The organism is Microbacterium sp. 67-17, assembly GCF_001898325.1.
Lineage (GTDB): Bacteria > Actinomycetota > Actinomycetes > Actinomycetales > Microbacteriaceae > Microbacterium > Microbacterium schleiferi.
This window is the reverse complement of sequence record NZ_MKTR01000023.1, coordinates 29,645-46,760: the sequence shown is the minus strand read 5'-3', so window position 1 is coordinate 46,760 and position 17,116 is coordinate 29,645. Positions and strand designations below refer to the sequence as shown.

General features: G+C 67.0%; 16 protein-coding genes. 2 read left to right on the top strand and 14 right to left on the bottom strand.

All coding sequences use genetic code 11. The features are described 5' to 3' along the window. Nucleotide 1 precedes the first annotated feature (1 nt). Both uvrA and BGO47_RS09690 read right to left on the bottom strand, forming a co-directional pair. Nucleotides 2–2,908, bottom strand: a complete 2,907-nt coding sequence (uvrA, locus tag BGO47_RS09695) for an excinuclease ABC subunit UvrA (RefSeq protein ID WP_292711298.1) — start codon at nucleotides 2,906–2,908, stop codon at nucleotides 2–4. 177 nt (nucleotides 2,909–3,085) lie between these two features. Continuing rightward, nucleotides 3,086–3,328 carry a hypothetical protein gene (locus tag BGO47_RS09690; protein WP_292711295.1) on the bottom strand — a complete coding sequence of 81 codons (243 nt, stop codon included), beginning with the start codon at nucleotides 3,326–3,328 and terminating at the stop codon, nucleotides 3,086–3,088. Nucleotides 3,329–3,365: 37 nt separating this feature from the next. On the opposite strand from BGO47_RS09690, the gene BGO47_RS09685 reads away from it, so the two are divergent. Then, nucleotides 3,366–3,812 (top strand): MarR family transcriptional regulator, encoded by a 447-nt coding sequence (locus tag BGO47_RS09685; RefSeq protein ID WP_292711293.1) that lies wholly within the window; start codon nucleotides 3,366–3,368, stop codon nucleotides 3,810–3,812. 330 nt (nucleotides 3,813–4,142) lie between these two features. Here the strand turns inward: BGO47_RS09685 and BGO47_RS09680 are convergent, their stop codons facing one another. The 3 genes from BGO47_RS09680 to uvrB form a co-directional block, all read right to left on the bottom strand. Next, complete coding sequence (locus tag BGO47_RS09680; RefSeq protein WP_292711291.1) at nucleotides 4,143–4,403, bottom strand: hypothetical protein; 261 nt, start codon at nucleotides 4,401–4,403, stop codon at nucleotides 4,143–4,145. A 122-nt stretch (nucleotides 4,404–4,525) separates the two neighbouring features. Continuing rightward, on the bottom strand, nucleotides 4,526–4,951 hold the full coding sequence (locus BGO47_RS09675) for a VOC family protein (RefSeq protein ID WP_292711288.1): 426 nt from the start codon (nucleotides 4,949–4,951) through the stop codon (nucleotides 4,526–4,528). 10 nt (nucleotides 4,952–4,961) lie between these two features. Then, complete coding sequence (gene uvrB, locus BGO47_RS09670) at nucleotides 4,962–7,043, bottom strand: excinuclease ABC subunit UvrB (RefSeq protein ID WP_292711285.1); 2,082 nt, start codon at nucleotides 7,041–7,043, stop codon at nucleotides 4,962–4,964. A gap of 176 nt (nucleotides 7,044–7,219) precedes the next feature. Here uvrB and BGO47_RS09665 point away from each other — a divergent pair, with 176 nt between their 5' ends. Beyond that, the gene (locus tag BGO47_RS09665; protein ID WP_292711283.1) at nucleotides 7,220–7,849 is read left to right on the top strand and encodes a DUF4126 domain-containing protein; all 630 of its coding nucleotides are present in this window, start codon (nucleotides 7,220–7,222) and stop codon (nucleotides 7,847–7,849) included. Here the strand turns inward: BGO47_RS09665 and coaE are convergent. From coaE to BGO47_RS09620, 9 genes are all read right to left on the bottom strand, one after another. Continuing rightward, nucleotides 7,789–8,409, bottom strand: coding sequence for a dephospho-CoA kinase (gene coaE / locus BGO47_RS09660; protein WP_292711280.1), 621 nt, complete (start codon nucleotides 8,407–8,409; stop codon nucleotides 7,789–7,791). The genes BGO47_RS09665 and coaE overlap by 61 nt on opposite strands. A gap of 2 nt (nucleotides 8,410–8,411) precedes the next feature. Continuing rightward, nucleotides 8,412–9,632 (bottom strand): hypothetical protein, encoded by a 1,221-nt coding sequence (locus BGO47_RS09655; RefSeq protein ID WP_292711277.1) that lies wholly within the window; start codon nucleotides 9,630–9,632, stop codon nucleotides 8,412–8,414. After that, entirely contained in the window at nucleotides 9,629–11,281 is a 1,653-nt protein-coding gene (locus tag BGO47_RS09650; RefSeq protein WP_292711274.1) for a PAS domain-containing sensor histidine kinase, read from the bottom strand. The genes BGO47_RS09655 and BGO47_RS09650 overlap by 4 nt, the downstream gene beginning before the upstream one ends. A gap of 174 nt (nucleotides 11,282–11,455) precedes the next feature. After that, nucleotides 11,456–12,085 carry a hypothetical protein gene (locus tag BGO47_RS09645; protein WP_292711271.1) on the bottom strand — a complete coding sequence of 210 codons (630 nt, stop codon included), beginning with the start codon at nucleotides 12,083–12,085 and terminating at the stop codon, nucleotides 11,456–11,458. Nucleotides 12,086–12,166: 81 nt separating this feature from the next. Beyond that, nucleotides 12,167–12,775, bottom strand: coding sequence for an alkylhydroperoxidase domain protein (locus BGO47_RS09640; RefSeq protein WP_292711268.1), 609 nt, complete (start codon nucleotides 12,773–12,775; stop codon nucleotides 12,167–12,169). Beyond that, nucleotides 12,772–13,416: a CMD domain protein gene (locus BGO47_RS09635; RefSeq protein WP_292711265.1), complete on the bottom strand. Its 645-nt coding sequence runs from the start codon at nucleotides 13,414–13,416 to the stop codon at nucleotides 12,772–12,774. The genes BGO47_RS09640 and BGO47_RS09635 overlap by 4 nt, the downstream gene beginning before the upstream one ends. 17 nt (nucleotides 13,417–13,433) lie before the next feature. Next, nucleotides 13,434–14,192, bottom strand: a complete 759-nt coding sequence (locus tag BGO47_RS09630) for an ABC transporter ATP-binding protein (protein ID WP_292711262.1) — start codon at nucleotides 14,190–14,192, stop codon at nucleotides 13,434–13,436. Further along, nucleotides 14,189–15,124 carry an ABC transporter ATP-binding protein gene (locus BGO47_RS09625; protein ID WP_292711259.1) on the bottom strand — a complete coding sequence of 312 codons (936 nt, stop codon included), beginning with the start codon at nucleotides 15,122–15,124 and terminating at the stop codon, nucleotides 14,189–14,191. The genes BGO47_RS09630 and BGO47_RS09625 overlap by 4 nt, the downstream gene beginning before the upstream one ends. Beyond that, nucleotides 15,121–17,070 (bottom strand): ABC transporter permease, encoded by a 1,950-nt coding sequence (locus tag BGO47_RS09620; RefSeq protein ID WP_292711256.1) that lies wholly within the window; start codon nucleotides 17,068–17,070, stop codon nucleotides 15,121–15,123. Before BGO47_RS09620 ends, BGO47_RS09625 begins: the two co-directional genes overlap by 4 nt. Nucleotides 17,071–17,116 lie beyond the last annotated feature (46 nt).

Here is a 17,116-nt window from a genome sequence, read left to right as displayed (position 1 = left end):
CTCAACCCGCCTTGCGAGCCGCCGGCGCGTCGTGGGCGTCGAAAAGCTCGGCCAGGAACTGTCCGGTGTGACTTTCGGGAACCGCCGCGACCTGCTCGGGCGTTCCGGTCGCGATGATCTCGCCGCCGCCCGAACCACCTTCCGGACCGAGATCGATGATCCAGTCGGCCGACTTGATGACGTCGAGGTTGTGCTCGATCACGATCACCGTGTTGCCCTTGTCGACCAGACCGTTCAGAACCTCGAGGAGGCGACGGACGTCTTCGAAGTGCAGTCCCGTGGTGGGCTCATCGAGCACGTAGATGCTGCGTCCGTTGCTTCGCCGCTGGAGTTCGGTGGCGAGTTTCACGCGCTGCGCCTCACCGCCTGAGAGGGTCGTCGCTGACTGGCCGAGCCGCACGTAGCCGAGGCCGACGTCGACGAGGGTCTTCATGTACCGGTGGATGGCCTGGATGGGCTCGAAGAATTCAGCTGCCTCGGCGATCGGCATCTCGAGGACCTCGGCGATGTTCTTGCCCTTGTAGTGCACCGCGAGCGTGTCGCGGTTGTAACGCTTCCCGTGGCAGACCTCGCAGTCCACGTAGACGTCGGGCAGGAAGTTCATCTCGATCTTGATGGTGCCGTCGCCCGAGCACGCCTCGCAGCGTCCGCCCTTGACGTTGAAGCTGAACCGGCCGGGCTGGTAGCCGCGCGCCTTGGCTTCCGGCGTCTCGCTGAAGAGGGTGCGGATGCGGTCGAAAACGCCCGTGTAGGTTGCCGGGTTCGAGCGCGGTGTGCGCCCGATCGGAGCCTGATCGACGTGCACGACCTTGTCGAGGTTGTCGAGACCCGTCACGCGCGTGTGTTTGCCGGGAACCGTTCGTGCCCCGTTGAGCCTCGCGGCGAGCACCTGATAGAGGATGTCGTTCACAAGCGACGACTTGCCGGATCCGCTCACGCCGGTGACCGCCGTGAGGACACCGAGCGGGAACTGGGCACTGACCTGCTTGAGGTTGTTCTCGCGGGCGCCGACGACTTCCAGCATCCGCTTCTTGTCGATCTTGCGGCGCTTGCGTGGCGTCGGGATGCTGCGGCGACCGGCAAGGTAATCGCCCGTGATCGAGTCGGAGTCGGCGAGGAGTTCGGCCAGGGGTCCGGAGTGCACGACGTGTCCGCCGTCGACGCCGGCACGGGGTCCGATGTCGACGATCCAGTCGGCGGCGTGGATCGTCTCTTCGTCGTGCTCGACGACGATGAGGGTGTTACCGAGGCCCTTCAGCTTGAGGAGCGTCTCTATGAGGCGTCGGTTGTCGCGCTGGTGCAGGCCGATCGAGGGCTCATCGAGGACGTAGAGCACGCCGGTCAGTCCCGATCCGATCTGGGTAGCGAGACGGATGCGTTGCGCCTCGCCGCCCGAAAGCGAACCTGCCGAACGGCTGAGGTTCAGGTAGTTCAGGCCGACCTGGATGAGGAATTCGAGGCGCGCCCGGATCTCGCGGAGCACCGCGGCAGCGATCATCGCCTCGCGCTCGGTGAGTTCGAGGTTCGCGAAGTACTGCTGCGCATCAGCGAGGCTCAGGCGTGAGGCATCCGCGATCGAATGCCCGTGCACGAGCACCGCGAGGACCTCGGGCTTCAGGCGGTCGCCGTTGCACGCGGGGCAGGGAACTTCGCGCAGGTACTCCGACCAGCGCTGCCGCTGCGTGTCGGACTCGGCCTGTACGTACTGGCGCTCGATGTAGGGCACGACACCTTCGAACCCCGAGGTGTACCGCATTTCGCGGCCGTAGCGGTTCTTCCACTTGACGTTGACCTTGAAGTTCTCGCCGTGCAGGACCGCGTTCTGAACCTCGGCCGTGAGCTCCCGCCAGGGGGTGTCGAGCGAAAAGTCGAGGTCGTCAGACAGACCTTCGAGCAGGCGCTCGTAGTACTGGAACAGTCCCTTGCCCTGCGTCGTCCACGGAATGAGGACGCCCTCGCGAATCGAGAGCTCGGGGTCGCCCAGCATGAGCTCGACATCCACCGACATCCGGGTACCCAGGCCAGAGCATGTCGGGCAGGCGCCGAACGGGGCATTGAACGAGAACGTCCGCGGCTCGATCTCAGTCAGCTGCAGCGGGTGACCGTTCGGGCACGAGAGCTTTTCACTGAAGGACTGCCACGCGTCGTCGCCCTCTTCGTCGACGAAGTTGACCTGCATGATGCCGCCGGCAAGTCCGAGCGCCGTCTCGACGGAGTCGGTGACGCGGCTGAGGATGTCGGGGCCTGCGACGAGGCGGTCAACGACTACCGCGATGTCGTGCTTGTAGCTCTTCTTGAGGGTGGGGGGCTCGGCGAGCTGGATGAGATCTCCGTCGACTACGGCACGGGCGTAGCCCTTCGCGGAGAGCTCCTTGAAGAGGTCGACGAACTCCCCCTTCTTCTGGCTCACCACGGGCGCGACGATCTGGTACCGCGTGCGTTCGGGCAGTTCCATGAGCTGGTCGGCGATCTGCTGCACCGTCTGGCGCTGGATCTGCGCACCGCACTCGGGGCAGTGCGGGACCCCGATCCGGGCCCACAGCAGACGCATGTAGTCGTGGATCTCGGTGATCGTGCCGACCGTCGAACGCGGGTTGCGGTTAGTGGACTTCTGATCGATCGAGACGGCGGGGCTCAGCCCCTCGATGAAATCGACATCTGGCCGGTCGACCTGACCGAGGAACTGGCGCGCGTAGGAACTCAGCGACTCGATGTAGCGACGCTGCCCCTCGGCGAAGATCGTGTCGAACGCGAGGCTCGATTTTCCGGACCCCGACAGCCCCGTGAATACGACCAGGGAGTCGCGCGGGATGTCGAGATCGACGTCCTTGAGGTTGTGGACGCGGGCGCCGCGAACACTCAGTGTTCCACTGCTGTAGGCATGCGAAGAGACGGGGACGATGGGCACCCGTCAAGTGTAGGTGTGGCCTCCGACATCGGCTCCGGCCCCACCAATCCCGCCCATCTCTCCCTGACACATGCAGTCGTTTCGGCATCCGTGCGCAGCAACTGCGGTGGCGCCTTCGCGTGGGCAAGGCGGGACACCACCCGCATCACGGCGCGACCGAAGAGAGGCCACAGGGCCTCACGGGCAGTGCATCAGAGGCTTGTCGCCTGACCTGTCGAACGTGTGGCGATTCATCGGCTGATGACACAGTGGGCAGGCGCGCTCGGCGCGCTCCTCTGCGCTCGGGCCCGGTTCCAGCGGGCTCACCTGAGGCGGCCCGGCCACACGGATGAGGTTGGTGTTGAACCAGATGTACCAACCGCCCGCCTCACGCACTCGCTCACGGAGCGGTCGCTTCGACGCCTCATTCGTTCGTGTCATGATGTTTAGTGTACTAACGGATTGCTAGACTGGCCACATGTCCGACGAGGAAGATCTGCTGAAGCTCGACAATCAGGTGTGCTTCGCACTGGTGACGGCCGCACGAAACGTCGTGTCGATCTACCGTCCGATTCTCGAACCGCTGGGCTTGACGCATCCGCAGTATCTTGTGATGCTCGCGCTCTGGGAGCAGTCTCCGCGTTCACTCGGCGAACTAGCCGACGAACTCGCCATGGAGCCCGCAACACTCTCCCCCCTCGTCAAGCGCCTCGAAGCGCAGGGCCGTGTGACGCGCACGCGCAGAACGGATGACGAGCGGGTGCTCGACATCGGGCTGACAGCTGAGGGCCGCGCGCTGCGCGAGCAGGCCCTCGAGGTCCCGCGCCGCATCATGGCGGTCACCGGCCTGGGCGTCGAGCAACTCAGGGAGCTCCGCAACGGGCTGCAGCCGTTCGCAGGACGGATGCCGCACCTCGCCGGCTGAGGCATCCGTCCTGCCCCGCCCCGGCAGCCGGGATGCCGCACCGATCACGACAGTCGCAACGGCGCACGATCAGCCCGACACGCCGAGATCTCGCCCCCGGCCCCGGCGCGTCGCGACACGCATGCGCCGTTGCGACAGGCCTGGTCAGGTCGTTGGAGAGTTGGTCATCCGTCGAGCCCCGCCCAGGGCCGGATGCCGCACCGATCACGACAGTCGCAACGGCGCACGATCTACCCGACACGCCGAGATCTCGCCCCCGGCCCCGGCGCGTCGCGACAAGCATGCGCCGTTGCGACGTGCCAGGGGGTCGATCGGCCGGTGACTGAGGGATCAGCGGATGCGCTGGACGAGTTGCGCCGGGTGCCCGTCGGGGTCCTCGACGAAGGCGACCCGAAGTGCACCGTCAAGAAACTCATGCGGGTCACCCGGGCTATGGCCACCGGATGCAAGCGCCAGGGCGAGTGCGGCGTCGAGGTCATCGGTCCAGAGGGTGATCACGGCGCGGTGCCCCGTCGTTACCGGGTCGATCCCGTGGGCCTCCGCCGCCGGCCCGGGTAGCACAAGGCCGAGGGCGAAACCGCCCATCAGCATCTCGATCTTTGCCGGACGGTCTGCCCCGCCGCGAAAGGTCTCGACGAATCCGAACGCGCCCTAACATCGCGCGGCGCGCTCGCAGTCGTCGACGAAGAGGATCACCTGTGGATCGGTGAACATCATGATCCGATCGTGACGCGGCCGGCGCCGTCGAGCGGCCAGCCGGGATTGTGTGCCACCTCCCACGGATGACCATCGGGGTCGATGAAGACACCGGAATAGCCTCCCCACGGCGTTGCGGCACCGGGACGCCCAAGCCGGGCACCGGCCGCCACAGCGGCGCTGAGGATCGAATCCACATCGGCGGGTGAGCGCACGTTGTGGGCGAGAGTCACGCCGCCCCCCCCGCCGGCGTCGTCGACCATCGAGTCCGCAGCGAGTTCGGCGCGGCTCCACAGCGCGAACGCGGAACCGTCGAGCTGATAGAACGCTACGGCTCCCGGTACCGAGGCAGGATGCGGCTCCCACCCCAGCCCGCGATAGAACGTGATCGCCCTCTCGAGGTCGGCGACGCCCAGGGTGATGAGACTCAGGCGCTGTTCCATTGCTCCTCCGCTACGCGTGGCCGGCGCGCTCCATGGCTCGCAGCTCCTTCTTCAGGTCCTGCAGTTCATCGCGCAGACGCGCGGCAAGCTCGAACTTCAGCTCCCCGGCCGCCGCAAGCATCTGGTCAGAGAGATCTCCGATCATCGCCTCAAGCTGGGTCGCGCCCTCGGCTGCGATCCCCTCGCGGCGCAGGTTCGGTGTGGGGCTCTTGCCCTTGCCGTTCTTGGATGCCGCGGCATCCTTGCGGTTCAGCATCGCCTTCGTGTCGGCGCCCTCGCGAATCAGAGCATCGGTGATGTCGGCGATCTTCTTGCGCAGCGGCTGCGGGTCGATGCCGTGTTCCTTGTTGTACGCGACCTGCTTCTCGCGACGGCGATCGGTCTCGTCGATCGCCGCACGCATGGAGTCGGTGATCGTGTCGGCGTACATGTGCACCTGCCCCGACACGTTTCGGGCAGCGCGTCCGATCGTCTGGATGAGGGATGTTCCCGACCGCAGGAACCCCTCTTTGTCGGCATCCAGGATGGACACGAGCGAGACCTCGGGAAGGTCGAGGCCCTCGCGAAGGAGATTGATGCCGACGAGCACGTCGTAGACGCCGGCGCGCAGCTCGCTGAGCAGCTCGACGCGGCGCAGGGTGTCGACGTCGGAGTGGAGGTAGCGCACCCGCACCCCGTGTTCGCCCAGGAAGTCGGTGAGCTCCTCGGCCATCTTCTTCGTCAGGGTCGTCACGAGCACGCGCTCGTCGCGCTCGACTCGGATGCGGATCTCTTCGAGCAGGTCGTCGATCTGCCCCTTGGACGGCTTGATCACAATCTCGGGGTCGACCAGGCCCGTGGGCCGGATGATCTGCTCGACGATCCCGTCGGCGATTCCCATCTCATAGCGTCCGGGCGTGGCAGACAGATATACCGTCTGGCCGACGCGGTTCTTGAACTCGTCGAAGCGCAGCGGGCGGTTATCGAGCGCCGACGGCAGGCGGAAGCCGTGGTCGACGAGGGTGCGCTTGCGGGAGGCATCCCCCTCGTACATTGCTCCGATCTGCGGCACGGTGACGTGGGACTCGTCGATCACGAGCAGGAAGTCGTCGGGGAAGAAGTCCAGCAGCGTGTGCGGCGGCTCTCCCGGCTGGCGACCGTCGAGGTGACGCGAATAGTTCTCGATGCCAGAACAGAAACCCAGCTGCTGCAGCATCTCGAGATCGAAGGTGGTGCGCATCCGCAGCCGCTGAGCCTCGAGCAGCTTCTGCTGGGACTCGAGTTCCTTCAACCGCGCGGCGAGCTCGTCTTCGATCGTGCCGATCGCGCGCTGCACCGTCTCGGTTCCGGCCACGTAGTGCGAGGCCGGGAAGATCGGCACCGAATCCATCTTCTGGATGACATCGCCCGTGAGCGGATGCAGCAGGTAGAGCGCCTCGATCTCGTCACCGAACAGCTCGATGCGGATGGCGTACTCCTCGTACACCGGGATGATCTCGATCGTGTCGCCGCGAACACGGAAGTTGCCGCGCGAGAAGTCGACGTCGTTGCGGTTGTACTGCATCGCGATGAACTTGCGGATGAGGGCGTCGCGGTCGTACCGCTCCCCCACCTGCAGCGCGACCATCGCCCGCAGATACTCCTCGGGCGCACCCAGGCCGTAGATGCAGGAGACCGTCGAGACGACGACCACGTCGCGGCGAGAGAGGAGCGAATTCGTGGTCGAGTGGCGCAGGCGCTCGACCTCGGCGTTGATCGAGGAGTCCTTCTCGATGAAGGTGTCGGTCTGCGGGACGTAGGCCTCGGGTTGGTAGTAGTCGTAGTACGAAACGAAGTACTCGACGGCGTTGTTCGGCATGAGCTCGCGGAACTCATTGGCAAGCTGCGCGGCCAGCGTCTTGTTGTGTGCCATGACGAGGGTCGGACGCTGCACCTGCTGGATCAGCCAGGCCGTGGTCGCGGACTTGCCCGTTCCGGTAGCACCGAGCAGCACGACATCCGTCTCGCCCGCGTTGATGCGCGCTGCGAGCTCGGCGATCGCCTGCGGCTGATCACCCGACGGCGCGTACTCGCTGACGACTTCGAAGGGCCTGACGGATCGTGTGGTTTGCACCCTTCCAGGGTAGGCGTGCCCTCCGACATCGAGGCCGTCGCTGCATCCGCACTCCAGCGCGAGGGGTCACAACATGCCGCACACCCTGCGACGGTTGCGGCGTGTTGCGACCCCTCGCGTGAGAGTCCGGCAGCAAAGACGCTGCGGGCGCGAAGAAGGATGCCTACCCTGGAGGGGTGCTCGAGTTCTTCGTGGGATCCGGTCTTGCCGCAGCGGCGGGGCTGAACGCGTGGATGCCGCTGCTCGTGCTCGGGCTCGCGAACCGCTTCTTCGACGCGATCGAGCTGCCAGCAGGGTGGGCGTGGCTGTCGAGCGACATCGCTCTCTGGATCATCGGTGCGCTGCTCGTGCTGGAGATCGTCGCCGACAAAGTGCCGGTGGTCGACTCCATCAACGATGCCGTGCAGACCGTGATCCGCCCCGCATCCGGTGGGATTGCGTTCGGCGCCGGAGCAAGCGCCGAGACCGTTCGGGTGGATGACCCGAGCGCGTTCTTCGCGAACCAGAATTGGGTGGCCATCGGCATCGGGGTTGCGATCGCGCTGGCCATCCACGTGGTGAAGGCATCCATTCGCCCGGTCGCGAACGCGGCGACGGCCGGAGTCGCAGCGCCGATAGTGAGCACCGTCGAGGATGTCTCGAGCCTCGCACTCTCGATCTTCGCGATCGTGCTGCCGATTCTCGGGTTCCTGTTGCTGATCGGCGCGATCGTGGCTGCGGTCGTGGTGATCCCGCGCTGGCGACGTCAGCGGGACCGGCGGGCCGCGATCCGCAACGGCAACGCCTCCCAGAGCACGTCGACCTGATCTCGGGTCTGCGCGAGCGTCCCCGCCGTGTCGATCACGACGTCGGCGATCGCAAGTCGCGCATCGTCGGGAACCTGCGATCCGATTCGGGATGCAGCCTCCTGCAGACTCATGCCCCGAAGCTCTACAAGGCGCTGTTCGCGAAGCTCGGCGGGGGCGTGTGCGACGACGACCAGTTCCCACGGGTCATCCACCCGCGCCTCCACCAGCAGCGGCACGTCGTACACGACGACGGCGTCGGGATCGGCGGCAAAGGCCTGCCCGAAGCGGCGAGCCGACTCCTCCCGCACGGCGGGATGAACGATCGCGTTGAGCACGGCGAGCCGGTCCGCGTCTCCGAACACGAGGGAGCCGAGCGCGGCGCGATCCAGCGCTCCGTCGACCGTGAGGATGCCGTCACCGAACTCGTCGGCGATGCGGTCGAGCACCGGCGACCCGACGCTCTGCACTTCGCGGACGACCTGATCGGCGTCCACGACCACGGCGCCGAGCTCGGACAGCCGTGATGCCACGGTGGATTTGCCCGCCGCGATTCCCCCGGTGAGTGCGATGAGGGGCATGATCAGCTCTCCGCCGGTGCTGACGTCGGCGCGTCGGGACCCACGGAGGCAGGCGGGTTCGAGCGCGGCGGTTCTGCGATCAACACCGAGATGTCTCCGGTCTTGGCCGAACGGGTGGATGCCGCATCCGCTGCGTCGATGAGCGCGCCGGCGTCGTAGCCGAAGTCGTGGGTCACGGCGACGCCGATGCCGACGACCGGGACCACGGCGTCGGGGACGGTGCGCAGAGCTTCGAACACGGCTGTGGCGAGTCGGGATGCCTGCCGTCGCGCCTCGCTCGCGTCCCAGGATGTGTCGCACACCCACAACACCGTGGCGCCGTCATCGCCGATGACAGCGAGCGGTTCGACAGTGCGCCGCACGGCATCGCGGGCTGCGACGGCGACGTGGCGTCCGACCTCGTTACCGAAGGCCTTCGCGATGAACGGCAGGTCATCGATGCGCATCGCGATGACGCCGACCCCGATGCCCTTCTCTTCGGCGCGTTCAAGCACGTCAGTGACCGTCGCACGGAACTGCGGTTCGGTCAGGATGCGGTCGCTTCCGTCAACTGCCACGAGGTTGGTGTACCCCCGCATCCCTGCGCGGCCCGCACGCAGGATGGAAGTGACGACCGCCGCAGTAATGACGAGCGTGATCGTGACAAAGCTCGCCGGGACTGTGGAGAACCACGCCTGAAACACGGGATCATCGGGTCCACGCAGGAGGAAGACGAGGGCCCTCGCGGCCGTATAGAGCGCCTCGATCACGAGCACGATGGCGAGGGCAATGGTCGTGCGGGTCTGCGCCAATCGACCGCGTGCGGTCTCCCATACGCCAAACGATGCCAGCACCGCCAGCGCGGCATACATCCAGACAACCCCTGCCCAGTCGCCGCCTTGCGGACCCTCGACAACGACGGCGATGAACGCAACAGCCATGCCCACACCGACCGTGCCGTAGGCCCAGCCGATGCGGTGTCCGTTGTAGCTACGGCATCCGATCCAGATGAACCCCGTGGCCGCCACGAATGCCGCGTTTCCGGCGGCTACCGCGATCCATCCCCCACCGGCTGCCCAGATCGCGTAGGCGATGGTGGTCAGGATGCCGGCCAGAAAGGCGATCGACCAGTGCCGACCCGACACCTCGTCACGGCGAATGAGGGTTTCGGAGATGTAGATGATCCCGACGATCAGCACGACCGCTGCCGTCATGACGCTGACCGAGTAGAGGTCGAGAGTCATCTCGTCGCCTCCATGTCGGAGCGGCCCGCTGTGGTGATCGCGCCCGACATGTTGAGTGCCTCTTCGGGGTCGATCGGCGGCAGCGGAACGTCGACCTGGGCGGGAACCCGCACGAGGAAGACAGAACCGACGCCCTGCTCGCTGCCGACGATGATCTCTCCGCCGTGCGCGCGAACGATGTCGCGGCAGATCGCAAGACCGAGGCCCGTACCGCCGACGTCGGTTCGCGCCCGGAAGAATCGCCGGAAGAGGCGGCTCTGGTCATCGGGCGACAGGCCGATCCCGTCATCGCGCACCAGCAGGTAGGACGCGACGCCATCGCCGTAGACGGCTAGCTGCACCGATCCTCCTTCGCGCCCGTACTTGATGGCGTTACTGATGAGGTTGTCGGCGACTTGGCGCATCCGCGCCGGGTCCACGTAGGCATGCGTGGGTTGCACGTCGTCGGTGAAGATCGTGATCCGCCGCTCGAGCGCGGAGGGTTCCCACGCCTCGGCGGACGCCAGCACGAGCTGCTGAAGGTCGACGTTCTCGGGCGACACCGTCACATCGACTGTCGATTTCGACGACGACGTGGCCGAGAGGATGTCGGAGATGATCTGGATCATCCGTTCGGCGTTCTGCGTGGCCACGTCGAGGTCGCCACGTACCTTCTCGGGGATGCCCTCCGTCTCCAGCGCCAGGTCGAGATAGCCGACGATGGCGGTCAGCGGCGCGCGCAGCTCGTGCGACACCGATGCAACCACGTTGTCGCGAGCGAGGAGTGCGGTGCGCTCGGCGGTGACATCTCGCGAGATCACGACGGTGCCGGCATCCGCTCCCTGGGTGTCTCGCAGGCGCCGCGCCGTCACGCTCAGGGCCCGTCGCGTGGTGTCGGGAGCACCGAACCAGACGATCTGGTTGTCGAAGACCTCGCCCCGCTGCGCGCGAGCAACCGGCATCCGTTCCGGGACGAGGGGGGTCTGGCCGTCGGCGTCGAATGCCGGGAGGCGGTTGTGTCCGTCGGCGCTGATGAGCGCGTGCTGCATCCGCGCGTGAGCCTCGTTCGTGACCGTGACTGCACCGTCCGGTGAGATTCGGATGACGCCGAAGTCCACCGAGTCCAGAACCTGGGTGACCAGCTGCTCCTGATGCTGGGTGCGTTTCAGGCTCTGTCCGAGCACCAGTGCCTGTTTGTCGAGCAGCGTCCGCTGCGCGGCGAAGCGGCGCAGACTGAAGTACGCCCCGGCCGAGACAGCAAGGGTCACGATCGGTAGGAGAATCAGCGCAAAGCTGAACGCCGACTCCTTGCCGGCGGTGATCACCCACCCATACGAGACCCAGACGAACAGATTCGCCGCGAGGAACCCCGCCAATCCCAATGACGCAGACAGCCACATCACGGGAAAGAGCCACAGCAACGCAATACCGGACTCGGGGAAGGCGGCCCGCATGAACAGGATCGCGACGACGTCGATCACCGGGACGATACCCACGGCCCACGGCGAGATCGCGTTCCACGGAACGAGCATCGTCACGATCGTCATGACGAACACCATCGCGACACCGACGAAGAACAGCGTGAGATCCCCCGGGATGGCGGCGATGATCGCAAACGCGGTGATGACCAGAACGACGACGGCGAGCATCACCTGCTGCAGCACTGCCATGCGTGCTTCGGTGCCGTCGCGGCGCAGGGCGAAGTCGTCAGCGAGAGAGCGCCACAAAGTACTTCGACCTGCTGCGCGGCTCGCACCGCGGCGTGCAGAGCCGGTTTCCACCTTCCCCATAGATGAACGTTATCGCGCAGGCGGGGCGGGTGGAGTCCTCCGCGCGCTGCCCGATCAGAAACCGAAGTCGCCGAAGTCTCCGAAGCCGCCGTCCGCGAAGCCCGTGTCTCCGGCTCCGGATGCGTCGGCCCAGCCAGGGTCGCCCCCCGTGTCGGTTCCGGCGTCGGCTGTTCCCGGATCCGTGGCACCGGCGTCGGCAGCGAAAACCGGAGCCATGAACGCGGACACCAGCGCGGACCCGATGACATACCCGGCGACGGTTCCGAGGAGCGACGAGCCGACCATCGAGCCGAAAGACGGCCCCTGACGCTGGCCGCCGAGCGTGCGCTCCATCGAGCCGGGATTCATGTACTCGGCTCGGGTGGCGGCACGGGCCATCTCGTTCGGGTCGGTGGAGCGGGGCTGCTCGGATGCCGGGAGGGTGGCTGTCATGTCGGCAAGCACCTGCTGCCGCTGTTGCTCGGTGAGCCTCGCGAAAGCCTCGGCGTGAACCTGCTCAATCGTCTCGGGCGGCGCTGTGCGCAGAAGGTAGCGGTACCGCTCGATCGCGATCTCGTCCTCGGACTTCGGCGGCGTCGTGGACGGATAACCCGCGGGACGCGGCGCGGCGGGCTGCTGCCCGTAGGGCTGCGCCTGCCGCGGGTTCTGGGGCTCGGTGCCGAAGAGTCGGTCAAGGAAACCCATGGTGTCCTCCGTGGGGTCGAGTTCGGGGACTCCTGACGCTATACAGCGCAGCTTTGGGAGGGCTGTGAGCTGCGGGAGTTCTCAGGCGCTCGGCGGCACTCCCGGCTCCCCGATCGAGAGCATGAGGCGGTTGGCCCAGTTGAAGAACGACGCCGCGAGGATCGCGTCGAGCACCTCGAGGTCATCCAGACCCGCAGCATCCAGCCCAGCCAGCTCGGCAGCGCCGAACGCGGAGGGAGTCTGCGTCAGCGCGACACTCGCGTCGATGATCGCGTCCCAGCGCTGGTCGATGCGGGCCGATACTCCCTCGTCCAGGATGCGCTGCACGTCCTCGCGTCTGCCCGACTGCTGGGTCGTGAACGCGGAGTGCACCGACGCGCAGTACACGCATCCGTTGACCCGGGATGCCGCGGTCGCGGCAAGTTCGCGCTCGGCGCGCGGCAACCCGGCATCCGTGTTCAAGAAGATGTCGAGGTCGGCCTTGGTGCGTTCCCGCAGGATGTCGGGGTCGCGTGCCAGCAGCCGGAAGTAGGGGTTCTTGACCCGCGATCGCTGCACGAGCGCCTCGTAGTGGTGCTCGGTGACCTCTTCGATCGGCAGCGGCTCCACCCACGGAACCCAGTCGAGGGTCTCTTGCGTGAATCGGGTCGGAGGGACCAGACCCTCGGGTGCGGGGATGACGGCGCTCACCGGCCGGCTCCTTCCGTGATCGAAACGGCGGGATCGACGGCAGCGCGGGCATCCTGCAACGCACGAAGCCCCGCGACGACGCGCAGCTGGAAGGCGAGGAACGCGACGAGTTGCGAGAGCGTGACGATTCCGGTGGCGCTCCACCCGGCATCCTCGAGTCGCTGCAGGTCAGCGGGTGCCGCGTCCCGCGGGTGCAGGGTCAGCAGGTGGGCGTGTTCGAGTGCCGCACTGAGCCGATCACCGAGGATGTAGGTCGACGCGACATCCGTGATGACGAAGCGAGGACCGGGGGCGCTCTCGGGCGCGTTCTCTCCGGCGAACTCCCCGTAGGGGCCTTCGGGCGCGAGAGTCACCGCGGCGGCGGCGAGGTCGAGCACGCTCGGCACGAGCCGCTCATCCTCGTGCTCTAGCAGCGCCCGATAGTGCGCAACAGCGCCGTGTTGCCGGTGCAGCGCCGCGACGAAGGTGGCGACTGCGGCGCGCTCGGCAACGCTCGCGTGCGCGGTGTCGGCGGGAGCGAAAAGCGCGTCGTAGCTCCCCTGCGCGTGACGGCGTGACTCGGGGCGCCGCGCGCGGAGCCGGTCGATCGCGGAGTCCGGTTCGATTCCCGCGAGCACGTCGATGACATCGGTCGTCGGCATGGGTGTCCTTTCAGTGGTCAGACGACGCTCTGGCCGAGGTAGGCCTCCCGCACCTGCGGGTTGGCGATCAGATCGAATGCCGTGCCTTCCAGGCGCACGGTGCCGCCGGCGAGCACGTACCCGCGATGCGCGATCGAGAGCGCGAGTTCCGCCGCCTGCTCAACCATGAAGACGGCGACCCCGCGCTCGCGGTTGATGCGTTGGATGGTGTCGAGCACCTGATCGACGATGATCGGCGCGAGCCCCATGGTGGGCTCGTCCATGCAGATCAGGCGTGGCCGAGACATCAGGGCGCGCGCAAAGGCGAGCATCTGCTGTTCGCCGCCTGACATCGTGCCGGCCTCTTGCCGGCGCCGTTCGGCCAGACGCGGGAACAGGTCGTACTGCGCGTCGAGGTCTTCGCGCAGCGCGCGGGCGCCGCCTCGGCGCGTGTGGGCGCCGACGAGCAGGTTCTCTTCGATCGTCATCTCCGGGAAGACCCGCCGGGCCTCCGGAACACTCGCGATTCCCGCCCGAACCACATCGGCAGTCGTGTCGCCCAGGACGCTGCGGCCAGCGAATCTGATCTCGCCGCTGCGAGGTTTCACGAGGCGCAGGATCGCCTTCATGGTGGTCGACTTGCCCGACGCGTTGCCGCCCAGCAGCGACACGATCTCGCCCTCGTGGATGCGGTAGCTCACGTCCTGGAGGGCGTGGAACTCGCCGTAGTAGACGTTGATGCCCTGCACGTCCAGAAGAGGTTGCGCGGCATCCGTGTCGATGATCTCGGCGCTCATCGCGTGCCTCCCTGCCCGTCATCGGTGGGATCGCTCGGCTCAGGCGACCCGATCACGTCTTCGATGTGGTGCGTGCGCGCCACGACGCTCGCGCGGCGCGAACCGAGGTAGGCCTCGATGACCGCGGGGTCGTTCTGCACCTCGTGCGGCGTCCCTTCGGCGATGATGCGGCCACCGTCCATCACGATGACGCGGTCGGAGATCGTCATGACCAGCTCGAGCTTGTGTTCGACGACGACCATGGTCTGGCCCTGGGCTTTGAGGTCCAGTAGCTGATGCATGACCTCCTTGGTCTCCGAGACGTTCATGCCGGCGGTGGGTTCGTCAAGCAGCAGCAGGCGCGGGTCGGATGCCAGGGCCCGGGCGATCTCGGTGCGTCGCCGGTTCGCGTATGAGAGGGTCGCGGCGGGGTCGTTACGGCGCGCAGTGAGCCGTGTCGCGAACCGCTCGAGCTGGGTCGTGACCCGGGCCTGGAGGTCGGCTTCCTCACGACGCTGGGCAGGGGTGCCGACAATGGCGAGCACGGTTTCGGCGATGAGGGCGATCCAGCGCAGCACCGGGAGGGTGCGGATGCGGGCAAGGGGCGCCGACGCACGCACGAGCGGCGTCTGACCGACGAGCACGTTCTCTTCCACGGTGGCGTTGCCGAAGACGCGGCCGTTCTGGAACGTGCGGCGGATGCCGGCGCGGGCGATGGCGTCGGGTGTGCGTCCTGTGATGACGGTCTCGCCGATCGCGATGCGGCCCCGGTCGGGGCGGAGTTCGCCCGAGAGCAGGTTGATCGTGGTGGTCTTTCCCGAACCGTTCGGGCCGATGATGCTGACGACCTCGCCGGGCGCGATCGCGAACGAGACGCCGTCGACGGCCGTGAGCGCCCCGAAAGACTTGGCGAGGTCGCTGACCTGCAGGAGGGGCTGGCTCGGAATGCTCATGAGCGGGCCCCCTCTCCCCCGGCGGCATCCGTTCCCGGGCCGGCGAGGGTGCCGACGAGCCCCGCGGATGCCGACTGCTCGGCAACGACGGGAGTACCGGCATCCTTGCGGCGGAACAGTCTGGCAAAGGGCAGCGGAAGAGTCCAGATACCCTGCGGGCGGAACCAGATCAGCAGCAACAGCACTACGCCATAGATGAGCAGTCGGGTCTCGCTGGCGACCCGGAACACTTCGAGCCCGCCGACGAGCACGATCGAGCCGAGCACGGCACCGAAGGGCCGAAGCATCGAGCCGAGCACGGCGATGATGACGATCTGGAACGACAGGTTGGGGTTGAAGATCTTGGGCTCGACGAACCCGAACTGGGCAGCCCAGAACGCGCCGGCGACACCGGCGATGAACCCGCCGATCCCGAACGCGAGGGACTTGTACTGCGGGGTCGCGATTCCGGCAGAGCGTGCTGCAACCTCGTCGTCGCGGATCGCGCGCCACGTCAGCCCGAGGTGCGAGCGGCCGAGACGGTGCACGAGCAGGATGAGCACCAGCAGAATGCCAAGCCCCAGCGCGTAGAACTGCGTGGTCGACGAGATCTGGATGCCGAAGATGTCGGGAAGCGGAATCTGGGCGATCCCGCTGCCGCCACCGGTGATCGGCGTCGCCACCAGCAGCACTGCCGAGATCGCCGCTCCCGTGGCGAGCGTCGCAATGGCGGGATAGTGACCGGAGAGCTTCCACGACGGGGCGTTCAGGAGCGCGATCAGCACGGCGGCAACGAGGCCTGCGAGGGGGGCTGCGACCAGGAACGGGAGTCCGGCATCCTTCGTCAGCATCGCCGCCGCGTACGCCCCCAGGGCGACGGGCCCCGCCTGACCGAGCGAGAGCTGCCCCGCGGCGCCGCCGATGACCGTCATCGACAGGGCGATCATCGCGAAGGCGAGGATCTGTACGCCGATCTGCACGGCGTAGCCGTCGAAGACGCCGGGGATCGTCGGAATGAGCGCGAGAGCAATGAGCACGGCGATCTGCCATCGCCGCATGACGACGGGGCGGGCCTGCGCGAAGAAGGTTCCGGTGAGCGGCTCACGGCGCACCGTCTTCTTGCCGAGGATGCCCTCGGGTCGGATCCAGAGCACGAGCAGCAGCGCGCCGAACGTGATCAGTTGGCGTGCCGAATCGCCCCACAGGCCCACACCGAAGGCTTCGGCGACGCCGAGCACGAGTCCGCCGATGACGGCGCCGAGGAGCGACCCGAGTCCACCGATCGCGGCCGCGGCGATACCGGCGAGCCCGATCTGGAAGCCCTGGGTCGGGGCGATCGTGGTGAAGTATGCGGCGACGAGCACGCCGGCAAGCCCGCCGAGGGCGGCCGAGACCATGAACGCGATCGACTGCACCCGCGCGACGGGCACGCCCATCTGCGCCGCCGCCTCGCGATCCTGTGAGGTAGCCCGGATCGCGCGTCCGATCTTGGAGCAGCGCAGCACGCCGGCGAGCACGAGCATGAGCGTCACGCTCGTGACCAGGATGACGACATCGATGAGCCGCAGCGTGATGCCCCCGATCTGCCACGTGATGTCGGGAAGGCCCGAGTCGAAGCGGCGCACCTCAGGCCCGAAGACGATCTGCGTGAGGTTGTCGAGGATGATCATCACCGCGATCGTCGCGAGCACCGCCGCGATCGGCGCCTTGCCCGCGAACGGACGGACGGCCACGAGATTGATGAGCCACCCGAGCGCCGCGGTCACGATGATCGCGGCTAGGGCACCGAGCCACAGCGGCATCCCGAGGCTCGAGGTCACGAGCCACCCGACCATGGCGCCGACTGCGAACAGTGACCCGTGCGCGAAGTTGACGACGTTCGCAACGCCGATCACGAGCGAAAGGCCCAGCGCCACGAGGGCGTAGGCGTTTCCGTTGATGAGGCCGGCGATGAGCAGGTCGAACACGAGGCTCCAGGGGTTGGGACGGGAGGAAGCGGATGCTGAAATGCGG